The organism is Erwinia sp., assembly GCF_049696395.1.
Lineage (GTDB): Bacteria > Pseudomonadota > Gammaproteobacteria > Enterobacterales > Enterobacteriaceae > Erwinia.
In genome coordinates this window covers 13,399-35,997 of sequence record NZ_JBAVTT010000176.1, presented here as the reverse complement: position 1 = coordinate 35,997, position 22,599 = coordinate 13,399, and the positions used below count along the sequence as shown (strand labels likewise).

Sequence of the window (22,599 nt, the reverse complement as noted above, 5' to 3'; positions counted from 1 at the left end):
TGGGTTAAAAATTAAATCTGGGTCACACTTTATCGTTTGGATTAAGGGCCTCTGTCAACCGTTGTTGCAACACTTCGCGCAATTCCGGACTAAGGGCACGTCGTTCGCTATTCGCGAGAATAAACAAATCCTCTACGCGTTCCCCGATAGTACTGATCCGCGCGCCGTGCAGTGAAACCCCCAGATCGGCGAACACTTCACCCACTCTGGCGAGCAGCCCAGGCTGATCCAGTGCGATCAGCTCCATATAGGTCCGGCGGTCAGTGTGTGTCGGCAAGAACTTGGCTTCAGTCTCGACACTGAAATGCTTCAGCCTGGAAGATTGACGGCGTGGGCGCGGTGATTGCCAGCTGGTCTGACTGATGGATTGCTCCAGCGCCTGACGGATCAATTCATGGCGATCGGCGGCCAAAGGGCTACCATCTGGCTCCAGCACGATAAAGGTATCCATCGCCACACCATCACGGCTGGTGAAGATCTGCGCGTCATGCACGCTGAGGTTCCGCCGATCCAGCTCTCCCGCTACCGTGGCAAACAGGTAGGGGCGATCGGGGCTCCAGATAAAGATCTCCGTACCGCCTCGCGTGGCTTGCGGGCTGACCAGCACCAGCGGTTCGCTCAGATCGTGATTCATCAGATGGCGTGCGTGCCAGGCGAGTTGGTTCGGCGTATGGCGAAGGAAATAATCGGCACGGCAACGTCCCCAGATGTGGTTCAACGCCTGCTCATCGATATTGTCCATCCGCAACAATGCCAGCGCCTGAAGGCGATGATGGCGCACTCTTTCACGCAGGTCTGGGCTGTTTTCCATGCCTCTGCGCAGCTGTTTCTCCGTGGCGAAGAACAGTTCTCGCAGCAGGCTTTGCTTCCAGCTGTTCCACAGATTCTCGTTGGTGGCACAGATATCGGCAACGGTCAGGCAAACCAGATAACGCAGGCGATTCTCATTCTGCATCACTTCGGCAAATTGCTGGATCTCCGTCGGGTCCTGAATATCACGGCGCTGAGCAGTGACAGACATCAACAAATGATGGCGTACCAGCCAGGCTACCAGTTGCGCTTCACGCGAATTCAAACCGTGCAGTTCGGCAAACGCCATCGCGTCCTGAGCACCAAGAATGGAGTGATCGCCGCCACGTCCTTTGGCAATGTCGTGGAACAGAGCGGCCATCAGCAGCAGTTCTACCTGCGGCAGGCGCGGCCAAATCTCCACACAAAGAGGATGACGCGGGCGGGTGGTTTCACTGGCAAAGCTTTCCAGCTTTTGCAGCACGCGGATAGTGTGTTCATCCACCGTGTAAGCGTGGAACAGATCAAACTGCATCTGCCCGACAATGTTGCCCCATAGCGGCATATAAGCCCACAACACGCTGTGGCGATGCATGGGCACCAGCGCGCGGCTAACGGCGCCGGGGTGGCGCAGAATAGAGAGGAACAGCTTGCGGGCTTCAGGAATGTTACAGAGTGGCTCCTTCAGGTGGCGACGAGCGTGTCTGAGTTGACGCAGCGTTGTTGAATAGATGCCAGTGATGCTTTGCGTGCGCACCATAACGTAAAACATGCGCATGATCGCTTCTGGTTCGCGGGAAAACAACGACTCATCAATCAAATCTATCAGCGAACCACGGACCTGGAACTCGTCGTCAATGGCGCGGGGTTTTTCATCAGTACCCAACGCCAGAATAGCCTCATCAAACAGCTGCAATAGCATATGGTTGAGTTCGCTGATGCGGCGAGTGACGCGGTAGAAATCTTTCATCATCCGTTCGACCGGCTCGTTGACTTCCCCCTGATAATTCAGGCGTTGAGCCACGGTCAACTGGCGGTCAAACAGCAGGCGGTTATCGTAACGCGGCAGCGTCAGGTGCAGGGCAAAGCGGATGCGCCACAGGAACGTCTGGCATTCGTTAAGCTCATTGCGTTCCACTTCGGTGAGAAAACCAAAGCCGACCATCTCATCAAGCGAGGTCGCGCCGAAATGGCGGCGGGCTACCCACAACAGCGTATGAATGTCGCGCAGGCCGCCCGGGCTGCTTTTGATATCGGGTTCCAGGTTATAGCTGGTGCCGTGATAGCGCAGGTGCCGCTCCTGCTGCTCTTCAATCTTGGCGGCGAAGAAACGGTCAGAAGGCCAGAAACCATCGCTGAAGACATTTTTCTGTAGCTCCAGAAAGAGAGCCACATCGCCGGTCAGCATACGGGATTCAATCAGGTTGGTGGCCACGGTCAGATCTGACAGGCCTTCGAGCAGACACTCTTCCAGCGTGCGGACACTGTGACCGACTTCCAGCTTCAAATCCCACATCAGCGTCAGTAATTCACTGGTGCGTTGAGCATCCTGTTCTGAAAGCGGCTGGCGGCTGAGGATCAGCACATCAATATCGGAAAGCGGGTGCAGTTCGCCACGGCCATAGCCGCCAACAGCCACTAACGCGATGCCATTCTTTTCCGGGAAGCCATAAAAGCGCCAGAGGCGTCGCAGTAGGCGGTCAATAAACAGTGTGCGTGCATCAATCAGCACTTCCACTTCTGCGCCAGCATCAAACTCACTGGCCAGCAGCTGATGGAATTGCTCAAGATGGTGTTTGAGGGATCCTCTGGTCAACTCCGCATCAGCCCAGTGGGCAGGGGAGCCAGACTTCTTGTAATCCTTAAGGGTTTTGGTCACGCCAGTGCTCCTGCTAAATGCTCTGCGAGTCAGAATAGGAAAATCAACACTGACAATAGCGCCAGCAGCAGCCTGAGATCAAAAAAAACCGGCCTGAGCCGGTTTTTTATTTAACGAGAGGTTACTCGTCGTGCGTAAGAATGGCCGGTAGGGTGTCATCTTTGCGCAGTGTCATAATTTCACAGCCGTTTTCTGTCACTACAAGGGTGTGCTCATACTGAGCAGACAGGCTGCGATCTTTGGTTTTCACCGTCCAGCCATCTTTCATGCTGCGAATGCGGTAATCACCGGCGTTGACCATTGGCTCGATGGTGAAAGCCATGCCAGCCTGTAGCACCACACCGCCGTCATCAGCATCATAATGCAGAACCTGAGGCTCTTCATGGAAGCCTTTACCAATGCCGTGACCGCAATATTCGCGAACCACAGAGAAGTCCTGAGCTTCAACAAATTTCTGGATTTCACGGCCAATGGTCCGCAGACGAATGCCCGGTTTTACCATCCGCAGTGCCAGATACAGGCTCTCCTGAGTGATACGGCACAGGCGCTCACCCTGAATGGTTGGTTTGCCAGCGATAAACATTTTTGAAGTATCGCCGTGATACTCATCTTTGATGACCGTGACGTCGATATTGACGATATCGCCATCCTTCAGGATGCGTTCATCGCTTGGAATGCCGTGGCAAACCACTTCGTTAATCGAGATACAGACCGATTTTGGGAAGCCGTGATAGCCCAGGCTGGCAGAGATCGCTTTCTGAGTATTGACGATATAGTCGTGACAAATCCGATCCAGCTCACCGGTGCTGATGCCAGGCTTCACGTGTTCTTCAATCATTTCCAGCACTTCAGCAGCCAGACGGCCTGCTACGCGCATTTTTTCGATTTCTTCAGGGGTTTTAATTGTAATTGCCATCAATTTTGTCCGCAGTTGTCGCTATTTTCGACAATAATAAAGGAAGTGCAGCAATGGTAGCAGCCCACCCTTGCTCTGCCAATTGCAGTTTGTGGCAGACGAGTCGTTGCTAACAAAACTTGGCTTCACAGGGCGCTTTGTGGTATAAAGCGCGCCGACGATTCTCTGTAGGGAAGTTCTACAGGGAAACGCATAACTCTCATTATGTGTAAATAACACACATGTATCGACACATACTCCGGGGTGCCTTAATGCCTGCGTAAGCAGTCTGCCGGGTCGGTTGTATGGGATACATGGAGGCTTAACCCCAAATCATTCTATAGAGGTAATCATGGCAACTGTTTCCATGCGCGACATGCTCAAGGCCGGTGTACACTTCGGTCACCAGACCCGTTACTGGAACCCGAAAATGAAGCCATTCATCTTCGGCGCTCGTAACAAAGTTCACATCATCAACCTTGAAAAAACTGTACCTATGTTCAACGACGCTCTGGCTGAACTGAACAAGATCGCTTCCCGTAAAGGTAAGATCCTGATCGTTGGTACTAAGCGCGCTGCAAGCGAAGCGGTAAAAGAGTCTGCGTTGAGCTGCGATCAGTTCTTCGTAAACCATCGCTGGTTGGGTGGCATGCTGACTAACTGGAAAACCGTTCGTCAGTCCATCAAACGTCTGAAAGACCTGGAAATCCAGTCTCAGGACGGTACCTTCGATAAACTGACCAAGAAAGAAGCGCTGATGCGTACTCGCGAACTGGCCAAGCTGGAAAATAGCCTGGGCGGTATCAAAGACATGGGCGGCCTGCCTGACGCACTGTTCGTAGTTGACGCTGACCACGAACACATCGCTATCAAAGAAGCAAACAACCTGGGTATCCCAGTCTTTGCTATCGTTGATACCAACTCTGATCCAGACGGCGTTGACTTCATCATTCCTGGTAATGACGATGCAATCCGTGCTGTGAGCCTGTACCTGACTGCAGTAGCTACTACTGTACGTGAAGGTCGCTCTCAGGACCTGGCTCAGCAGGCTGAAGAAAAATTCGCCGAAGCTGAGTAATAAGGATCGCTCTCCCGAGAGCCCTTAGACGTCAGATGTTAATCTGTAAGGGGCCTGCATTGGCCCCTTTATTTTATTCGAATTCGCTTTGCTGGTTGTCATAACGGCGGGGCAGAATGTTTCTCCCGAGACCAGGCATCAGTGGCGAACCTGTAAGGCTTTCGCTGACCGATGCACGCTAACCGAGGATTATAGAATGGCTGCTATTACCGCTGCTCTGGTAAAAGAACTGCGCGAGCGTACTGCTGCTGGCATGATGGATTGCAAGAAAGCTCTGACTGAAGCTGACGGCGACATCGAGCTGGCGATCGAGAACATGCGTAAATCTGGCGCGATCAAAGCTGCTAAAAAAGCAGGCAACGTGGCTGCTGATGGCGTGATCAAAACCAAAATCGAAGGCAACTTCGGCGTGATTCTGGAAGTAAACTGCCAGACTGACTTCGTTGCTAAAGACGGTGGTTTCCAGGCCTTTGCTGACAAAGTGCTGGACGCTGCTGCTGCGGGCAAAATCACTGACGTTGAAGTGCTGAAAGCCCAGTTCGAAGAAGAGCGCGTTGCACTGGTTGCTAAAATCGGTGAAAACATCAACATCCGTCGTGTTTCCATCCTGGAAGGCGATGTGCTGGGTAGCTACCTGCACGGTGCTCGCATCGGTGTTCTGATCGCCGCTACCGGCGCTGACGAAGAGCTGGTTAAGCAGCTGGCAATGCACGTTGCTGCCAGCAAGCCAGAATTCGTTAAGCCTGAAGATGTGTCTGCTGAAGTGGTTGAGAAAGAGTTCCAGGTTCAGCTGGACATCGCCATGCAGTCTGGCAAGCCAAAAGAAATCGCAGAGAAAATGGTTGAAGGCCGCATGAAGAAATTCACCGGCGAAGTTTCTCTGACTGGCCAGCCTTTCGTCATTGACCCATCAAAAACTGTGGGCCAACTGCTGAAAGAGAAAAACGCAGACGTAGTTAACTTCATCCGCTTTGAAGTGGGCGAAGGCATTGAGAAAGCTGAAACAGATTTCGCAGCAGAAGTTGCGGCGATGTCCAAGCAGTCTTAATGAACGATAAGAACCGCCAATCGGCGGTTCTTTTTTATCTGTCTTCGTTCCACCCATTTTCAGTCTCATCCCAATAGCATTTCTCCGATGCTAAGAGGATGATAGTCCAGATTTTACTCCTCACATCGATCAAACCATTCGGGAAAATACACCATGGCGACCAATGCAAAACCTGTATATCAACGTATTCTGCTTAAACTGAGTGGCGAAGCGCTGCAAGGTGCCGAAGGCTTCGGCATTGATGCCAGCGTGCTGGATCGTATGGCTCAGGAAGTGAAAGAACTGGTAGAACTGGGCATTCAGGTGGGTGTGGTTATCGGTGGTGGTAATCTGTTCCGTGGCGCTGGCCTGGCGCAGGCTGGAATGAACCGCGTAGTGGGCGACCATATGGGCATGCTGGCGACCGTGATGAATGGTCTGGCTATGCGTGATGCTCTGCATCGTGCCTATGTGAATGCCCGTCTGATGTCCGCAATTCCGCTGAATGGCGTTTGTGATAACTACAGCTGGGCAGAAGCTATCAGCCTGCTGCGTAATAACCGCGTAGTGATCTTCTCCGCCGGTACCGGCAACCCGTTCTTCACTACTGACTCCGCAGCCTGCCTGCGTGGTATTGAAATTGAAGCTGACGTGGTACTGAAAGCCACTAAAGTGGATGGCGTTTACTCGGCCGATCCAGTGAAAAACCCGGATGCTACCCTGTACGACCAGATCAGCTACACCGACGTGCTCGATAAAGAACTGAAAGTCATGGATCTTGCTGCCTTTACGCTGGCCCGTGACCACAAACTGCCAATCCGCGTGTTCAACATGAACAAACCAGGTGCACTGCGCCGCGTGGTGATGGGCGAAAAAGAAGGCACCCTGATTACGCAATAATATCAGTCGCTGCGTAAAATAAGGTATATTCTGCCTTTGTGGCGCGATGCGCGCTACAATCAGGATCGTCATAGATTATTTTGAAACGGGCTCTGTATTCAGAGCCTGCCTGGTAACCAGAATCCAAGGGTTCCAACGTGATTAACGAAATCCAAAAAGATGCTGAAACGCGCATGGACAAATGCGTAGAAGCATTCAAAAACCACATCAGCAAAATCCGTACTGGCCGTGCCTCGCCGAGCATTCTTGACGGCATCATGGTCGACTATTACGGTTCTTCCACGCCGCTGCGCCAGTTGGCCAACGTGACCGTTGAAGATTCGCGCACGCTGAAAATCAACGTCTTTGATCGTTCGATCAGTGCTGCTGTTGAGAAAGCGATCATGACCTCTGACCTGGGTCTGAACCCAAGCTCAGCGGGCACCGACATTCGTGTTCCTCTGCCAGCCCTGACTGAAGAGCGTCGTAAAGACCTGATCAAAGTCGTGCGCGGTGAAGCAGAGCAGGGCCGTGTGTCCGTGCGTAACGTTCGCCGTGATGCGAACGACAAAGTGAAAGTGCTGCTGAAAGACAAAGAGATCAGTGAAGACGAAGAACGTCGTTCACAGGATGATATCCAGAAAATGACCGACGTCTTTATCAAGAAAGTAGATACAGCGCTGGCAGAAAAAGAAGCGGAGCTGATGGAGTTCTAATCCGTCATAGTTCCGATGAAACGCCGTACAGATTGCCGTTCTTTTGAGTGGTCAGTCTTACGGCGTTTTGCATTTATTCTCTTATCTGGCGTGCGGGGGAATGGCTTCCCCGGCGGCGGAGTTGACACAGAGCAACCTCATGAAGCAATTGACGATCCTCGGTTCAACGGGTTCTATCGGGACCAGTACGCTGGCCGTAGTGAAGGCTAATCCGCAGTTGTTTGCTGTTAAGGCGCTGGTCGCAGGCCACAATGTTGAGCTGATGGCTGAACAGTGTCTGGCCTTCCGCCCGGCTTATGCCTCAATGTCCGATGAACAGTCGGCTGCGGCACTGCGACTTCGTCTGAAAAGTATGAATGTGGCGACCGAGGTGTTCAGTGGTGAGCAGGCAGCCTGTGAGCTGGCGGCGCTGGATGATGTGGATCAGGTTATGGCGGCAATTGTCGGTGCGGCAGGATTATTGCCTACGTTAGCCGCAATTCGCGCCGGAAAACAGGTTCTTCTGGCGAATAAGGAGTCTCTTGTCACCTGCGGCCAGCTTTTTCTGGAGGCGGTCAGCGCCTCTAAAGCACAGCTGCTGCCCGTCGACAGCGAGCATAACGCCATTTTTCAGAGTTTGCCTGCTTCCCTCCAGCAACAGTTAGGATACGCTTCTCTGGAAGATAATGGCATTGATAGCATTATTCTTACGGGGTCAGGTGGCCCTTTTCGTGACACCCCGCTGGACCTGCTCAAGAGTATGACTCCTGATCAGGCCTGCGCGCATCCGAACTGGTCGATGGGGCGCAAGATCTCCGTTGATTCCGCCACCATGATGAACAAAGGTTTAGAATATATCGAAGCCCGCTGGCTATTTAATGCGACCGATGACCAGATGGAAGTCATCCTGCATCCGCAGTCGGTGATCCATTCTATGGTGCGTTACCGTGATGGCAGCGTACTGGCTCAGCTGGGGTCACCAGACATGCGCACACCGATTGCACATGTGATGGCCTGGCCTCAACGAGTGCCGTCCGGGGCGAAGCCCCTGGATTTCACCCGGATGGGGGCGATGACGTTCGCCGAGCCAGATTATGCTCGTTATCCCTGCCTGAAGCTGGCGATTGATGCCTGTTCAACCGGACAGGCGGCGACCACCACGCTGAATGCGGCCAATGAAATTGCGGTTGCCGCGTTTCTGGATTCGCACATTCGCTTTACCGATATTGCTGCGGTCAATTCGGCCGTGCTGGAGGCGTTTTCCTGTGCAGAACCGGACAGCGTTGAAGCGGTGCTGGAGATTGACAGACAGGCACGAGCCGTTGCTCAGGCCCAGCTGTCACGCTTCTCTGATGCCCGATAATTCAGCCAATTAGCGCGTCGCCATTTGTGAGGCGAAGGCGGAGATGGTATAGTCTTCGCCCGCTAATTGAGTCATTCGTTGCGATGTGGCGGTAATGCAGACCGTGTATAACACGGTTTTTTTACGTCGAGCGGGTAAGATATTTCAGAAGCCGTTGTCTTTCTGATTAAAGGAAATCATTACGCGTTATGTCGTCCAAAAATCAACTAAAAACCGATGACTTGCAAGAAGGGGAGAATCCCCGTCACGTAGCCATCATCATGGATGGCAATGGCCGTTGGGCCAAAAACCGTGGTAAATTGCGCATCTCTGGCCATAAAGCCGGCGTGAAGTCCGTTCGTCGTGCGGTGAGTTTTGCTGTCAGCAATAATCTTACTGCCCTGACGCTTTATGCATTCAGCAGCGAAAACTGGAATCGTCCTCCGCAGGAAGTCATGGCGCTGATGGAGTTGTTTGTTTGGGCACTCGACAGCGAAGTGAAAAGTCTGCACAAACACAACGTTCGTCTGCGGATTATTGGTGACATCGGTCGCTTTAATGCCCGTCTGCAGGAGCGCATTCGCCGCGCTGAGGAACTTACTCAACAAAATAATGGACTAACCCTCAACATTGCCGCGAATTATGGCGGACGTTGGGATATCATCCATGGCGTCAGAAAAATAGCAGAGCAGGTTCAGGAGGGTCTTATCCGTCCTGATCAGATCGAGGAAGAAACCCTTGGTCAGTATCTCTGCCTTAATGAGCTGGCTCCAGTGGATCTGGTAATAAGGACAGGGGGAGAGCATCGAATCAGTAACTTCTTGCTGTGGCAGGTTGCCTATGCAGAGTTCTTTTTTACCGATGTTCTCTGGCCTGATTTTGATGAACAAGTCTTTGAAGGTGCACTGAATGCGTTTGCACAACGAGAGCGTCGCTTCGGCGGTGCAGCACCCGGCGGCGCTTAAGCGCACTGGGGGTAATCTTTGCTGAAGTCTCGCCTGATTACCGCGTTTATACTTATCCCGATTGTGATTGCAGCGTTGTTCCTGCTTCCGCCTCCTGGATTTGCCATTGTAACCCTGGTGGTGTGCATGCTTGCCGCCTGGGAATGGGGACAATTTGCGGGCTTCGCGACCCGTTCGCAACGCATCTGGCTGGCGGTCCTTTGTGGACTCCTGCTGGCCTTTATGATGTTCACTCTCCCTGCTTATCAGCACTCGGTGCACCTGCCTCAGGTGGCCGGTTCGCTTTGGGCCGCCCTGTGTTGGTGGGTCGTGGCGTTGCTGCTGGTGCTCTCTTATCCCGGCTCAGCCTCTTTCTGGCGCTCCTCTAAAGCGCTTCGCCTGCTGTTCGGTGTCCTGACGATTGTGCCGTTCTTCTGGGGCATGTTAACGCTACGCCAGTATCACTACGACACCGACCACTTTGCCGGTGCCTGGTGGCTGCTGTATGTGATGCTGCTGGTGTGGGGCGCGGATTCAGGCGCTTACATGTTTGGCCGCCTGTTTGGTAAACACAAGCTGTCGCCGAAAGTCTCGCCGGGTAAAACCTGGGAAGGGTTCTTTGGCGGCCTGCTGACTTCTGCACTGATTGCCTGGCTGTTTGGCCTTTGGGCTCCGCTGACTATCTCGCCTGTTACCCTGTTGATTTGTTCACTGGTAGCCGCTTTGGCTTCCGTGCTGGGGGATTTAACCGAGAGCATGTTCAAGCGTGAAGCCGGTATTAAAGACAGTGGAAATCTGATCCCCGGACATGGGGGCATCCTTGACCGTATCGACAGCCTGACTGCAGCCGTTCCTGTGTTCGCCTGCCTGTTGTTGCTGGTTTTCGGGACGTTATAAGGGACCCTATGTTAAGCATTCTCTGGAGCCTTGGAGCCTTTGTCGTTGCGCTGGGCGTACTGATCACCGTGCACGAGTTTGGCCACTTCTGGGTGGCCCGACGTTGTGGTGTCAAAGTTGAACGTTTCTCGGTGGGTTTTGGTAAAGCGCTGTGGCGCCGTACCGATAAACAGGGAACGGAATACGTCATTGCTCTGATCCCCTTGGGCGGGTACGTCAAGATGCTCGATGAGCGTGTTGAAAGCGTGCCGCCGGAGCTGCGTAATCAGGCTTTTAATAATAAAACCGTGCTGCAACGCGCGGCGATCATTAGTGCCGGTCCCCTCGCCAATTTCCTCTTTGCCATCTTCGCTTACTGGCTGGTGTTTATCATCGGCGTACCCGGTGTTCGCCCGGTTGTTGGCGAAATAGTGAGCGGTTCGCAAGCGGCCGAGGCTCAAATTACACCTGGGATGGAACTTAAAGCCGTTGACGGTATCGAAACGCCTGACTGGGATGCCGTGCGTATGGCGCTGGTGTCAAAAATTGGCGACCAGCAAACCACGCTGAGCGTGGCGCCATTTGGCACTACTCAGCTGAGTGAGAAGCGGCTTGATCTGCGCAACTGGCAGTTCGAACCGGATAAGCAGGATCCTGTTGTGTCACTCGGTATTATGCCGCGTGGGCCGCAGATCGAAACGGTGCTGGCAGAAGTCCAGGCTAACTCGGCAGCAAGTAAGGCGGGTTTGCAAGCGGGCGACAGGATCGTTAAAGTCGATGGTCAGCCGTTGGACCAGTGGCAGCGTTTTGTCACTCTGGTTCGCGATAATCCGGGTAAAGCGTTGGCGGTAGAAGTTGAGCGACAGGGCAGTCCTGTCACGGTGACACTGACGCCAGACGTAAAGCCAGGCAGCAAAGCAGAAGGGTTTGCCGGGGTGATCCCGCGCATTGTTCCTCTGCCGGATGAATTTAAAACGGTACGCCAGTATGGTCCGTTTGCGGCAGTGGGTGAGGCTAGCGCCAAAACCTGGCAGCTGATGAAACTGACGGTCAACATGCTGGGCAAACTGATTGTCGGCGAAGTGAAGTTGAACAATCTCAGCGGGCCGATTTCAATCGCCCAAGGTGCTGGGATGTCGGCGGAATATGGTTTGATCTACTACCTGATGTTCCTGGCTTTGATCAGCGTGAACCTCGGGATTATCAATCTGTTCCCGTTGCCGGTATTAGATGGTGGGCATTTGCTGTTCCTGGCGATCGAAAAGATCAAAGGTGGGCCGGTGTCTGAGCGAGTTCAGGACTTCAGTTATCGCATCGGCTCTATTTTGCTGGTGCTGTTAATGGGGCTTGCACTATTCAATGATTTCTCGCGTCTTTAGTCGGCCAGCAGGCCAACTACCCGCGAGAACCAGTTAGGAAGAATGCATAACAACGATGGCGATGAAAAAGTTGCTCATAGCGTCGCTGCTGTTTAGCAGCGCTACCGTATACGCGGCAGACGGCTTCGTAGTGAAGGATATTCATTTCGAAGGCCTGCAGCGAGTCGCCGTCGGCGCGGCATTGCTGAGTATGCCTGTCCGCGTGGGAGACACCGTCTCCGATGATGATATCAGTAATACTATCCGTGCTCTCTTCGCAACCGGGAACTTCGAAGACGTACAGGTCCTGCGCGACGGCACTACGCTGATTGTCCAGGTGAAAGAACGCCCAACGATTGCCAGCATCACCTTCTCCGGTAACAAAGCGGTGAAAGATGACATGCTGAAGCAGAACCTTGAAGCCTCTGGCGTGCGCGTGGGTGAAGCCCTTGACCGCACCACTATCTCATCCATTGAGAAAGGGCTTGAAGACTTCTACTACAGCGTCGGTAAGTACAGCGCCAGCGTAAAAGCTGTGGTTACCCCGCTGCCACGTAACCGTGTCGATCTGAAACTGGTGTTCACCGAAGGTGTCTCTGCCAAGATCCAGCAAATCAACGTGGTCGGCAACAAAGCCTACTCGTCTGATGAACTGATCTCTCGCTTCTCACTGCGTGATGAAGTGCCATGGTGGAACGTGGTTGGCGATCGTAAATACCAGAAGCAGAAACTGGCGGGTGACCTTGAAACCCTGCGCAGCTTCTATCTGGATCGTGGTTATGCCCGTTTCAACATTGATTCGACTCAGGTCAGCCTGACGCCGGACAAAAAAGGCATCTACATCACCATCAATATCACCGAAGGCGATCAGTACAAGCTTTCTGGCGTAGTTGTTAACGGCAGCATGGCCGGTCACTCAGCAGAAGTTGAACAGCTGACTAAGATCAAGCCAGGCGAGCTGTATAACGGCGCTAAAGTGACCAAGATGGAAGATGACATCAAGAAGATGCTGGGCCGTTATGGCTATGCCTATCCGCGCGTCGTCACGCAGCCAGAAATCAATGATGCTGATAAAACCGTCAAGCTGCACGTCAACGTAGATGCGGGCAACCGTTACTATGTGCGTAAAGTGCGTTTCGAAGGTAATGACACCTCTAAAGATTCCGTGCTGCGCCGTGAAATGCGTCAGATGGAAGGTTCATGGCTGGGCAGTGACCTGGTTGAGCAGGGTAAAGAGCGTCTGAACCGTACCGGTTACTTCGAGACGGTAGATACCGACACGCAGCGCGTGCCAGGCTCACCTGATCAGGTTGACGTTGTGTACAAGGTGAAAGAACGTAACACCGGTACCTTCAACTTCGGCGTCGGTTACGGCACCGAGAGTGGCGTAAGCTTCCAGGTTGGCGTCACCCAGGATAACTGGTTGGGTACAGGGAACACCGTTGGTATCAGCGGAACCAAAAACGATTATCAGACCTATGCTGAATTCTCACTGACTGACCCGTACTTCACGGTCGACGGTGTGAGCCTGGGCGGTCGTATCTTCTATAACGACTTTAAAGCTGATGATGCTGACCTGTCTGACTATACCAACAAGAGCTATGGTTTAGACGGTACGCTGGGCTTCCCGGTTAACGAAAACAACACCTTGCGTGTTGGTCTGGGTTACGTGCATAACGACCTGTCCAACATGCAGCCACAGGTTGCGATGTTCCGTTATCTGAATTCAGTGGGTCAGAATCCGAGCCTGGGTGAAGATGCAGATTATGCCGCAGATGACTTCACCTTCAACTATGGTTGGACTTATAACAACCTGGACCGTGGGTTCTTCCCAACGTCCGGTAACCGTACCAACCTGAACGGTAAAGTGACGATCCCTGGCTCTGATAACGCCTTCTACAAAGCGACGCTGGATACTCAGCAGTATGTTCCACTGAATCAGGATCGTACCTGGGTTCTGTTGGGTCGCGGTAAAGTCGGTTATGGTGATGGTCTGAGCGGGAAAGAATTGCCGTTCTACGAGAACTTCTATGCCGGTGGTTCCAGCACCGTACGTGGTTTCCGCTCGAACACCATCGGTCCTAAAGCGGCCTACTACAATAATGGTTCGGATACTTGCTCTACGGGCACGCTGTGTGATTCCAGCGATGCGGTTGGTGGTAACGCGATGGCTACGGCCAGTGCTGAGTTGATTACCCCAACACCGTTCCTGAGTGAGAAGTATGCTAACTCTGTCCGCACATCGTTGTTTGTCGATGCCGGTACAGTGTGGGATACCAATTGGGAAAACACGGCTGAAACTCGCGCCGCTGGTATTCCTGATTACAGCGATCCGGGCAACATCCGTATGTCGGCTGGTCTGGCACTGCAGTGGATGTCTCCACTGGGTCCACTGGTGTTCTCTTACGCCCAGCCGTTCAAAAAGTATGATGGAGATAAGGCCGAGCAGTTCCAGTTTAACATTGGTAAAACCTGGTAACGGCGGTTCGGCACGGAAGCCTGTAAGTGAGTATCGCGACGTTTAATGGCAACCTGCAAGGTTGCCTTAACGCGCAACACATGTGTCAAAGACACAAACGTTGATGGTAAGGAGTTTATAGTGAAAAAGTTGTTGTGTGCCGCAGGCCTCTCTATCGCTCTGGCGGTTTCCGCTGGTGCCCAGGCTGCAGATAAAATTGCAGTGGTGAACGTTTCCAGCATTTTCCAACAGTTACCGGCGCGTGCAACCGTTGCGAAACAGCTTGAAAATGAGTTTAAAGGCCGTGCAACTGAGCTGCAGGGTATGGAACGCGATCTGCAGACTAAAATGCAGAAACTGCAGCGTGACGGCTCTACCATGAAGGCTAGCGATCGCAGCCGTATGGAAAAAGACGTTATGGCTCAGCGTGAAGCCTTCTCTTCTAAAGCTCAGGCTTTTGAGCAGGATAACCGTCGTCGCCAGGCTGAAGAACGTAACAAAATCCTGAGCCGTATTCAGGATGCTGTGCAGAAAGTTGCGGATGATGAAGGTTACGACGTCGTTGTTGATGCTAACGCCGTAGCGTATGCAGCTAAATCTAAAGACATCACTGCTGATGTTCTGAAACAGGTTAAATAATCAATGTCTTCTATTCGACTGGCTGATTTAGCCCAGCAGTTGGATGCAGATTTGCACGGAGATGGCGAACTCGTCATCTCCGGCATTGCTTCTATGCAATCCGCCCAATCCGGTCAAATCACATTTCTCTCTAACAGCCGTTACCGCGAGCAGCTCGTCACCTGTAAGGCCTCCGCCGTGGTGCTGACGGAAGCGGATCTGGACTGCGTTCAAGGCGCCGCTCTGGTAGTGAAAGATCCTTATCTGACTTATGCCCGCATGGCTCAGATTCTGGACAGCACGCCACAGCCTGCCAAAGATATCGCGCCAAGCGCGGTGATCGATGCCAGCGCTAAGCTGGGTCAACAAGTCTCTATTGGCGCAAATGCCGTGATCGAATCCGGTGTTGAACTGGGCGATAACGTGGTTATTGGTGCCGGATGCTTTGTCGGGAAAAATACCCGCATTGGAGCCGGAACCCGTTTATGGGCCAACGTCTCCATTTATCATGAAATTCAGATCGGCGAGCGTTGCCTGATCCAGTCGGGCACGGTAATCGGTGCTGATGGCTTTGGTTACGCTAACGATCGTGGCAATTGGGTGAAAATCCCGCAGCTCGGTACGGTGATTATTGGCGATCGCGTTGAGATTGGTGCTTGTACCACCATCGATCGCGGTGCGTTGGATAACACTCAGATCGGGAATGGTGTTATCATTGATAACCAGTGCCAGATTGCACATAACGTTGTGATTGGCGACAATACCGCGGTTGCGGGTGGCGTCATCATGGCAGGCAGCCTGAAAATCGGCCGCTATTGCATGATTGGTGGTGCAAGCGTAATCAACGGTCACATGGAAATTTGTGACAAAGTTACGGTCACCGGAATGGGAATGGTCATGCGACCAATCACCGAACCTGGGGTATACTCCTCCGGGATTCCGCTGCAACCCAACAAAACCTGGCGCAAAACGGCCGCGCTGGTGATGAATATCGATGAAATAAGCAAACGCTTAAAAGCCATCGAGCGTAAAGTCGACAAAGACTAAGCGCCTTCCCAGCACCTTGACCAGCTTACATTACCCCACAGGGTAGAATTAGAATGCTAAGCAAGGAAGCCCGGCGCACAGAACCTGATTTGCGGCCTGCGGATGATCTTATGATCTTTGCAGGCCGTGTTATTGATGCCATCAGAATTTTTTAGGACAGGAAGAGTATTTTGACTACTGAAACTCATACTCTGAAGATTGAAGAGATTATTGAACTGCTGCCACACCGCTACCCGTTTCTGCTGGTAGACCGCGTACTTGAGTTCGAAGAGCACAAGTTCCTGCGCGCAGTAAAGAACGTCTCGGTTAATGAACCGTTTTTCCAGGGCCATTTCCCTGGTAAACCGATTTTCCCAGGCGTGTTGATTTTAGAGGCTATGGCTCAGGCAACCGGTATTCTGGCGTTTAAAAGCGTGGGTAAACTGGAACCGGGCGAGCTTTATTACTTCGCTGGGATTGATAGTGCCCGCTTCAAGCGTCCTGTTGTGCCTGGCGATCAGATGATCATGGAAGTGACTTTCGAGAAAACCCGCCGTGGTCTGACGCGCTTTAAAGGCGTGGCAACCGTAGACGGTAAAATTGTCTGTGAAGCAACGATGATGTGTGCCCGCAGCCGGGAGGCGTAATTCGTGATTGATGAAACAGCTGTAATCCATCCAAGTTCCGTCATTGAAGAGGGTGCCGTAATCGGCGCTCGCGTCCACATCGGCCCATTCTGCTTTATTGGGGCGAATGTTGAGATTGGTGAAGGCACCGTCCTGAAATCTCATGTGGTGGTCAATGGACACACCCGTATTGGCAAAGACAATACCATTTATCAGTTCGCCACCATTGGTGAAGCAAACCAGGATCTGAAATACGCTGGCGAGCCAACCCGAACCGAAGTGGGTGACCGCAACAGCATTCGTGAGAGCGTGACCATTCATCGTGGCACTTCTCAGGCTGAAGGTCTGACCAAAGTGGGAAGCGATAACCTGCTGATGGTTAACGCACACATTGCCCATGACTGCATTATTGGCGACCATTGTATCCTCGCCAATAACGCAACGCTGGGCGGTCATGTGATTGTGGATGACTTTGCCATTATCGGTGGGATGACAGCTGTTCATCAGTTCTGCATTATCGGTGCGCACGTGATGGTTGGCGGCTGTTCTGGCGTAGCCCAGGATGTTCCCCCGTTCGTCATTGCCCAAGGCAACCATGCCACACCCTTTGGTATCAACCTGGTGGGGCTGCAGCGTCGTGGCTTCAGTAAAGAGGCCTTACACGCAATCCGTAATGCGTACAAGATCCTTTACCGCAGCAACAAAACGCTGGAAGAAGCGAAGCCAGAGATTGCTGAGATTGCCAGCAAGCATCCTGAAGTGCAGCCGTTCTACGATTTCTTCACTCGCTCCACGCGGGGTTTGATTCGTTAACTCATGCCAAAGCATCCTTTAACGATTGCCCTTGTCGCCGGAGAAACCTCCGGCGATATTCTTGGTGCCGGTCTTATCCGCGCGCTGAAGGAAAAGCATCCGGATACCCGCTTTGTGGGTGTTGCCGGCCCGCTGATGCAGGCGGAAGGCTGTGAAGCCTGGTACGAGATGGAAGAGCTGGCGGTGATGGGCATTGTGGAGGTGGTAGAACGTCTGCCTCGCTTGCTGAAAATTCGCCGTGATCTGACCAAACGCTTTACCGAGCTACAGCCGGATGTCTTTGTTGGCATTGATGCGCCTGATTTCAATATCACCCTTGAGGGGCGTCTCAAGCAGAAGGGCATTCGCACTATTCATTATGTCAGCCCGTCTGTCTGGGCGTGGCGTCAGAAGCGCGTATTCAAAATTGGGCGGTCGACCGATCTGGTGTTGGCCTTTTTGCCGTTTGAAAAGGCGTTCTACGATCGTTTCAACGTTCCCTGCCGCTTTATCGGCCATACCATGGCTGATGCGATGCCGATCCAGCCAGATAAGCGTGCTGCTCGTCTGGAGCTGGGGATAGCCGAGGGGACGCCTTGCCTGGCTTTGCTGCCTGGTAGCCGCAATGCGGAAGTTGAGATGCTGAGTGCCGACTTCCTGAAAACGGCTGTTCTGCTGCGCCAGAAGTGGCCAGAGCTGGAAATCGTGGTGCCGTTGGTTAATCCGCGCCGCCGTGAACAGTTTGAGAAAATTAAAGCAGAAGTCGCGCCTGACCTGAAAATGCATTTGCTGGATGGCAAAGGGCGTCAGGCGATGATAGCCAGTGATGCTGCGCTGCTGGCATCAGGTACGGCGGCACTGGAATGTATGCTGGCAAAATGCCCGATGGTTGTCGGTTACCGTATGAAACCTTTCACCTTCTGGCTGGCTAAGCGCCTGGTGAAAACGGATTATGTGTCTTTACCTAACCTGCTGGCTGGCCGCGAACTGGTGAAAGAGCTGCTGCAGGAAGAGTGTCAGCCGGATCTGCTGGCCGCTGCGCTGGAGCCTTTGCTTGCCGAAGGGGAAACCCGCGATCGGTTGCTGGCTACCTTCACTGAACTTCATCATCAAATCCGCTGGAATGCCGATGAGCAGGCCGCGGCTGCCGTACTGGAACTGTGTCCATGAGCGACTTTATCTATCCTGTAGCGACCTGTATTGCAGGCGTGGACGAAGTAGGGCGTGGCCCGTTAGTCGGTGCTGTAGTGACGGCTGCGGTGATCCTCGATCCAGCCCGGCCGATAGTCGGTCTGGCCGACTCAAAAAAGCTTTCTGAAAAACGTCGTCTGGCGTTGTACGACGAGATTGTCGAGAAGGCGTTAAGCTGGAGCCTGGGTCGGGCAGAGCCGGAAGAAATCGATCAACTGAATATTCTGCATGCCACTATGCTGGCAATGCAGCGCGCTGTTGCTGGACTGCATATCACACCTGATTTTGTGTTGATTGACGGCAACCGTTGCCCGGCGCTGGCGATGCCTTCTCAGGCCGTGATAAAAGGCGATAGTCTGGTGCGTGAAATCAGCGCCGCGTCCATCATTGCTAAGGTCACGCGTGACCGGGAAATGAGCGAGCTGGATCTGCTTTTCCCGCAGTATGGTTTTGCCCAGCACAAAGGCTACCCGACCGCACTGCACATGGAAAAACTGGCGCTGCATGGCGTAACACCGCATCACCGTCGCAGTTTTTCCCCGGTGCGTAATGCGATACTGGATGCCGACGTTGCGGCTTCAGCCGGGCAAACTCTGTAATTTTCACCCCTCAGCCTTAAGTGGGATCCAAGATGGCCGAACCTCGTTTTATTCATTTACGCGTTCACAGTGACTATTCCATGGTTGATGGATTAGCCAAGACTGGCCCGTTGGTGAAAAAAGCGGCTTCTCTGGGCATGCCGGCCATTGGCATCACTGACTATCTTAACCTGTGCGGCCTGGTGAAATTCTACGGCGGTGCGCACGGGCAGGGCGTTAAACCCATCGTTGGTGCAGACTTTAAGGTCAGCAGTGATGCGATGGGCGACGAACTGGGCCAGCTGACGATCCTTGCCGCTAACAACACCGGTTACCAGAACCTGACGTTGTTGATCTCCAAAGCTTACCAGCGTGGTTACGGTGCAGCCGGGCCGATCATCGATCGTGACTGGCTGATCGAACTTGGCGAAGGATTGATCCTGCTCTCTGGTGGACGTCGTGGCGACGTTGGTCAGATGCTGTTGCGCGGAAATCATGCTCAGGTTGCCGAATGCCTGGCGTTCTATCAGCAATACTTCCCGGAGCGCTATTATCTTGAGTTGATCCGCACCGGACGGCAGGATGAAGAGACTTGGGTCCACGCCGGCGTAGAGCTGGCAATGGCCAATAACATTCCTGTGGTGGCCACCAACGAAGTTTGCTTCCTGGAAGAAGGGGACTTTGATGCGCATGAAATTCGCGTAGCGATCCACGACGGTTTCACGCTCGACGATCCAAAAAGACCGAAAAACTACAGCCCTCAGCAATATCTGCGTACCGAAGAGGAGATGTGCGAGCTGTTCTCGGACATCCCTGAAGCGCTGGCTAACAGCGTAGAGATTGCTAAGCGTTGTAACGTCACCATCCGTTTGGGCGAGTATTTCCTGCCGCAGTTCCCAACGGGCGAGATGAGTACGGAAGACTTCCTGGTGATGAAATCCCGTGAAGGTCTGGAAGAGCGTCTTGAGTTCCTCTTCCCGGATGCCGCCGTGCGGGCAGAAAAACGTGCTGAGTATGACGATCGCCTCGAAATCGAACTGAACGTGATCAACCAGATGGGCTTCCCGGGCTACTTCCTGATCGTGATGGAATTTATCCAGTGGTCGAAGGATAACGACGTGCCGGTTGGGCCAGGTCGTGGTTCCGGTGCCGGTTCCCTGGTCGCCTATGCGCTAAAAATTACCGACCTCGATCCGCTGGAATTTGATCTGCTGTTCGAACGCTTCCTTAACCCGGAACGTGTCTCCATGCCCGACTTCGACGTCGACTTCTGTATGGAAAAGCGCGATCTGGTGATTGAGCACGTAGCCGAAATGTATGGCCGTAAAGCCGTATCGCAGATTATCACCTTCGGTACGATGGCGGCAAAAGCCGTAGTCCGTGACGTTGGTCGCGTTCTGGGTCATCCGTATGGCTTTGTCGATCGCATCTCCAAGCTGATCCCGCCAGAACCTGGCATGACGCTGGAAAAAGCGTTTGCGGCTGAACCGCAGTTGCCCGAAATTTACGAAGCCGACGAAGAAGTTAAAGCGCTGATCGATATGGCGCGCAAGCTGGAAGGCGTCACGCGTAACGCCGGTAAGCACGCCGGTGGTGTAGTGATAGCGCCGACGCAAATCACTGACTTTGCGCCGCTTTACTGTGATGAAAACGGGAACTATCCGGTTACCCAGTTCGATAAAAACGATGTGGAATATGCCGGGCTGGTCAAGTTCGACTTCCTTGGCCTGCGAACGCTGACCATCATCGACTGGGCGCTGGGGATGATCAACGCCCGACGCAAGAAGCAGGGCGAGCCGCCGATCGATATCGCCGCGATCCCGCTTGAAGATAAAAAAAGTTTCGATATGCTGCAGCGATCTGAGACCACAGCGGTGTTCCAGCTTGAATCGCGCGGCATGAAAGATCTGATCAAACGTCTGAAGCCCGACAGCTTCGAAGATATGATCGCACTGGTAGCGCTGTTCCGTCCTGGCCCGTTGCAGTCAGGCATGGTAGATAACTTTATTGACCGTAAGCATGGCCGGGAAGCGATCTCCTATCCGGATATCCAGTGGCAGCATGAATCCCTGAAACCGGTACTGGAGCCAACCTACGGCATCATCCTGTACCAGGAACAGGTTATGCAGATTGCTCAGGTACTGGCAGGTTACAGCCTGGGTGGCGCAGACATGCTCCGCCGTGCGATGGGTAAAAAGAACCCGGTCGAAATGGCAAAACAGCGCGGTGGCTTTGAAGATGGTGCCAAGTCTCGCGGCATTGAAGGGGAGCTGGCGGTTAAAATCTTTGACCTGGTAGAGAAATTCGCCGGTTATGGTTTTAACAAATCTCACTCTGCTGCTTATGCACTGGTCTCTTACCAGACACTGTGGTTGAAAGCGCACTATCCGGCTGAGTTTATGGCTGCGGTAATGACTGCCGATATGGACAACACCGAGAAGGTGGTTGGTCTGGTCGATGAATGCTGGCGTATGGGGCTGAAAGTCTTGCCGCCTGATATCAACTCCGGCCAGTACCAGTTCCACGTTAACGATGACGGCGAAATTGTCTACGGCATCGGCGCCATTAAAGGCGTGGGTGAAGGCCCGATTGAAGCGATCATCGAAGCCCGTAACGAAGGCGGCTATTTCCGCGAGCTGTTTGACCTGTGCGCCCGTACCGATACTAAGAAGCTTAACCGTCGAGTACTGGAAAAGCTGGTGATGTCCGGCGCCTTTGACCGTCTTGGGCCGCATCGCGCCGCTTTGATGAGCGCGCTGCCAGAAGCCTTGAAAGCCGCCGATCAGCATGCCAAAGCCGAAGCTATCGGCCAGGCCGATATGTTTGGCGTGCTGGCGGAAGAGCCAGCGCACATTGAAAAATCCTATGCCGACATCAAGCGCTGGCCTGAACAGGTTCAGCTGGATGGCGAAAGAGAAACATTAGGGCTTTACTTAACCGGGCACCCGATCAATCAGTATCTGAAAGAGATCGAGCGCTACGTTGGGGGAATGCGCCTGAAAGACATGCACCCGACCGATCGTGGCAAAATGACCATGGCCGTCGGTCTGGTGGTGGCGGCCCGCGTAATGGTAACAAAACGCGGTAACCGGATTGGCATCTGCACGCTGGACGACCGCTCTGGTCGGCTGGAAGTGATGTTATTCACAGATGCGTTAGAGAAGTTCCAGCATTTGTTGGAAAAAGACCGTATCCTGATCGTCAGCGGACAGGTCAGCTTCGATGACTTCAGCGGGGGGCTTAAAATGACCGCCCGCGATGTGATGGACATTGATGAAGCCCGTGAAAAATATGCTCGTGGGCTTGCTATCTCGCTGACGGACAGGCAAATTGATGACCAGCTTTTGAACCGTCTCCGTCAATCCCTGGAACCCCATCGTTCGGGGACCATTCCGGTACATCTCTACTATCAGAGAGAGGATGCACGGGCGAAGTTGCGCTTCGGCGCAGCCTGGCGTGTGTCGCCCAGCGACCGTTTATTAAACGAATTGCGGTCGCTGATAGGGTCGGAGCAGGTGGAACTGGAGTTTGACTAAAACAGGAATATT

18 protein-coding genes are annotated in these 22,599 nt (G+C 53.2%); 16 read left to right on the top strand and 2 right to left on the bottom strand.

Annotated elements, in window-relative coordinates:
* Positions 1 to 22 precede the first annotated feature (22 nt).
* Both glnD and map read right to left on the bottom strand, forming a co-directional pair.
* Entirely contained in the window at positions 23 to 2,668 is a 2,646-nt protein-coding gene (gene glnD / locus WCC56_RS20365) for a bifunctional uridylyltransferase/uridylyl-removing protein GlnD (RefSeq protein WP_424694133.1), read from the bottom strand.
* 121 nt (positions 2,669 to 2,789) lie between these two features.
* Positions 2,790 to 3,584: a type I methionyl aminopeptidase gene (gene map, locus WCC56_RS20360; protein WP_424694132.1), complete on the bottom strand. Its 795-nt coding sequence runs from the start codon at positions 3,582 to 3,584 to the stop codon at positions 2,790 to 2,792.
* A gap of 331 nt (positions 3,585 to 3,915) precedes the next feature.
* Here map and rpsB point away from each other — a divergent pair, with 331 nt between their 5' ends.
* The 16 genes from rpsB to dnaE all read left to right on the top strand — a co-directional run bounded on the left by rpsB (position 3,916) and on the right by dnaE (position 22,587).
* Positions 3,916 to 4,641, top strand: a complete 726-nt coding sequence (gene rpsB, locus WCC56_RS20355) for a 30S ribosomal protein S2 (RefSeq protein WP_424694131.1) — start codon at positions 3,916 to 3,918, stop codon at positions 4,639 to 4,641.
* A gap of 196 nt (positions 4,642 to 4,837) precedes the next feature.
* Positions 4,838 to 5,689, top strand: a complete 852-nt coding sequence (gene tsf, locus WCC56_RS20350) for a translation elongation factor Ts (RefSeq protein WP_013200845.1) — start codon at positions 4,838 to 4,840, stop codon at positions 5,687 to 5,689.
* 153 nt (positions 5,690 to 5,842) lie between these two features.
* The gene (gene pyrH / locus WCC56_RS20345) at positions 5,843 to 6,568 is read left to right on the top strand and encodes a UMP kinase (RefSeq protein ID WP_013200846.1); all 726 of its coding nucleotides are present in this window, start codon (positions 5,843 to 5,845) and stop codon (positions 6,566 to 6,568) included.
* A 137-nt stretch (positions 6,569 to 6,705) separates the two neighbouring features.
* Positions 6,706 to 7,263 (top strand): ribosome recycling factor, encoded by a 558-nt coding sequence (frr, locus tag WCC56_RS20340; protein WP_424694130.1) that lies wholly within the window; start codon positions 6,706 to 6,708, stop codon positions 7,261 to 7,263.
* A gap of 139 nt (positions 7,264 to 7,402) precedes the next feature.
* Positions 7,403 to 8,605, top strand: a complete 1,203-nt coding sequence (ispC, locus tag WCC56_RS20335) for a 1-deoxy-D-xylulose-5-phosphate reductoisomerase (protein WP_424694129.1) — start codon at positions 7,403 to 7,405, stop codon at positions 8,603 to 8,605.
* A gap of 188 nt (positions 8,606 to 8,793) precedes the next feature.
* Positions 8,794 to 9,549: a (2E,6E)-farnesyl-diphosphate-specific ditrans,polycis-undecaprenyl-diphosphate synthase gene (ispU, locus tag WCC56_RS20330; RefSeq protein WP_424694128.1), complete on the top strand. Its 756-nt coding sequence runs from the start codon at positions 8,794 to 8,796 to the stop codon at positions 9,547 to 9,549.
* Between the two features lie 18 nt (positions 9,550 to 9,567).
* On the top strand, positions 9,568 to 10,425 hold the full coding sequence (cdsA, locus tag WCC56_RS20325; RefSeq protein ID WP_424694127.1) for a phosphatidate cytidylyltransferase: 858 nt from the start codon (positions 9,568 to 9,570) through the stop codon (positions 10,423 to 10,425).
* An 8-nt stretch (positions 10,426 to 10,433) separates the two neighbouring features.
* Complete coding sequence (rseP, locus tag WCC56_RS20320) at positions 10,434 to 11,783, top strand: sigma E protease regulator RseP (protein WP_424694126.1); 1,350 nt, start codon at positions 10,434 to 10,436, stop codon at positions 11,781 to 11,783.
* 55 nt (positions 11,784 to 11,838) lie between these two features.
* On the top strand, positions 11,839 to 14,241 hold the full coding sequence (gene bamA, locus WCC56_RS20315) for an outer membrane protein assembly factor BamA (RefSeq protein WP_424694125.1): 2,403 nt from the start codon (positions 11,839 to 11,841) through the stop codon (positions 14,239 to 14,241).
* Between the two features lie 120 nt (positions 14,242 to 14,361).
* The gene (gene skp, locus WCC56_RS20310; RefSeq protein ID WP_424694124.1) at positions 14,362 to 14,859 is read left to right on the top strand and encodes a molecular chaperone Skp; all 498 of its coding nucleotides are present in this window, start codon (positions 14,362 to 14,364) and stop codon (positions 14,857 to 14,859) included.
* Positions 14,860 to 14,862: 3 nt separating this feature from the next.
* Positions 14,863 to 15,885 carry a UDP-3-O-(3-hydroxymyristoyl)glucosamine N-acyltransferase gene (gene lpxD / locus WCC56_RS20305; RefSeq protein ID WP_424694123.1) on the top strand — a complete coding sequence of 341 codons (1,023 nt, stop codon included), beginning with the start codon at positions 14,863 to 14,865 and terminating at the stop codon, positions 15,883 to 15,885.
* 170 nt (positions 15,886 to 16,055) lie between these two features.
* The gene (fabZ, locus tag WCC56_RS20300; RefSeq protein WP_405262301.1) at positions 16,056 to 16,511 is read left to right on the top strand and encodes a 3-hydroxyacyl-ACP dehydratase FabZ; all 456 of its coding nucleotides are present in this window, start codon (positions 16,056 to 16,058) and stop codon (positions 16,509 to 16,511) included.
* A 3-nt stretch (positions 16,512 to 16,514) separates the two neighbouring features.
* Positions 16,515 to 17,303: an acyl-ACP--UDP-N-acetylglucosamine O-acyltransferase gene (gene lpxA, locus WCC56_RS20295; protein ID WP_424694122.1), complete on the top strand. Its 789-nt coding sequence runs from the start codon at positions 16,515 to 16,517 to the stop codon at positions 17,301 to 17,303.
* A gap of 3 nt (positions 17,304 to 17,306) precedes the next feature.
* Complete coding sequence (gene lpxB / locus WCC56_RS20290; RefSeq protein ID WP_424694121.1) at positions 17,307 to 18,452, top strand: lipid-A-disaccharide synthase; 1,146 nt, start codon at positions 17,307 to 17,309, stop codon at positions 18,450 to 18,452.
* The gene (rnhB, locus tag WCC56_RS20285) at positions 18,449 to 19,072 is read left to right on the top strand and encodes a ribonuclease HII (RefSeq protein ID WP_424694120.1); all 624 of its coding nucleotides are present in this window, start codon (positions 18,449 to 18,451) and stop codon (positions 19,070 to 19,072) included. The genes lpxB and rnhB overlap by 4 nt, the downstream gene beginning before the upstream one ends.
* 32 nt (positions 19,073 to 19,104) lie before the next feature.
* On the top strand, positions 19,105 to 22,587 hold the full coding sequence (dnaE, locus tag WCC56_RS20280; protein WP_424694119.1) for a DNA polymerase III subunit alpha: 3,483 nt from the start codon (positions 19,105 to 19,107) through the stop codon (positions 22,585 to 22,587).
* The last annotated feature ends 12 nt before the right edge of the window (positions 22,588 to 22,599 follow it).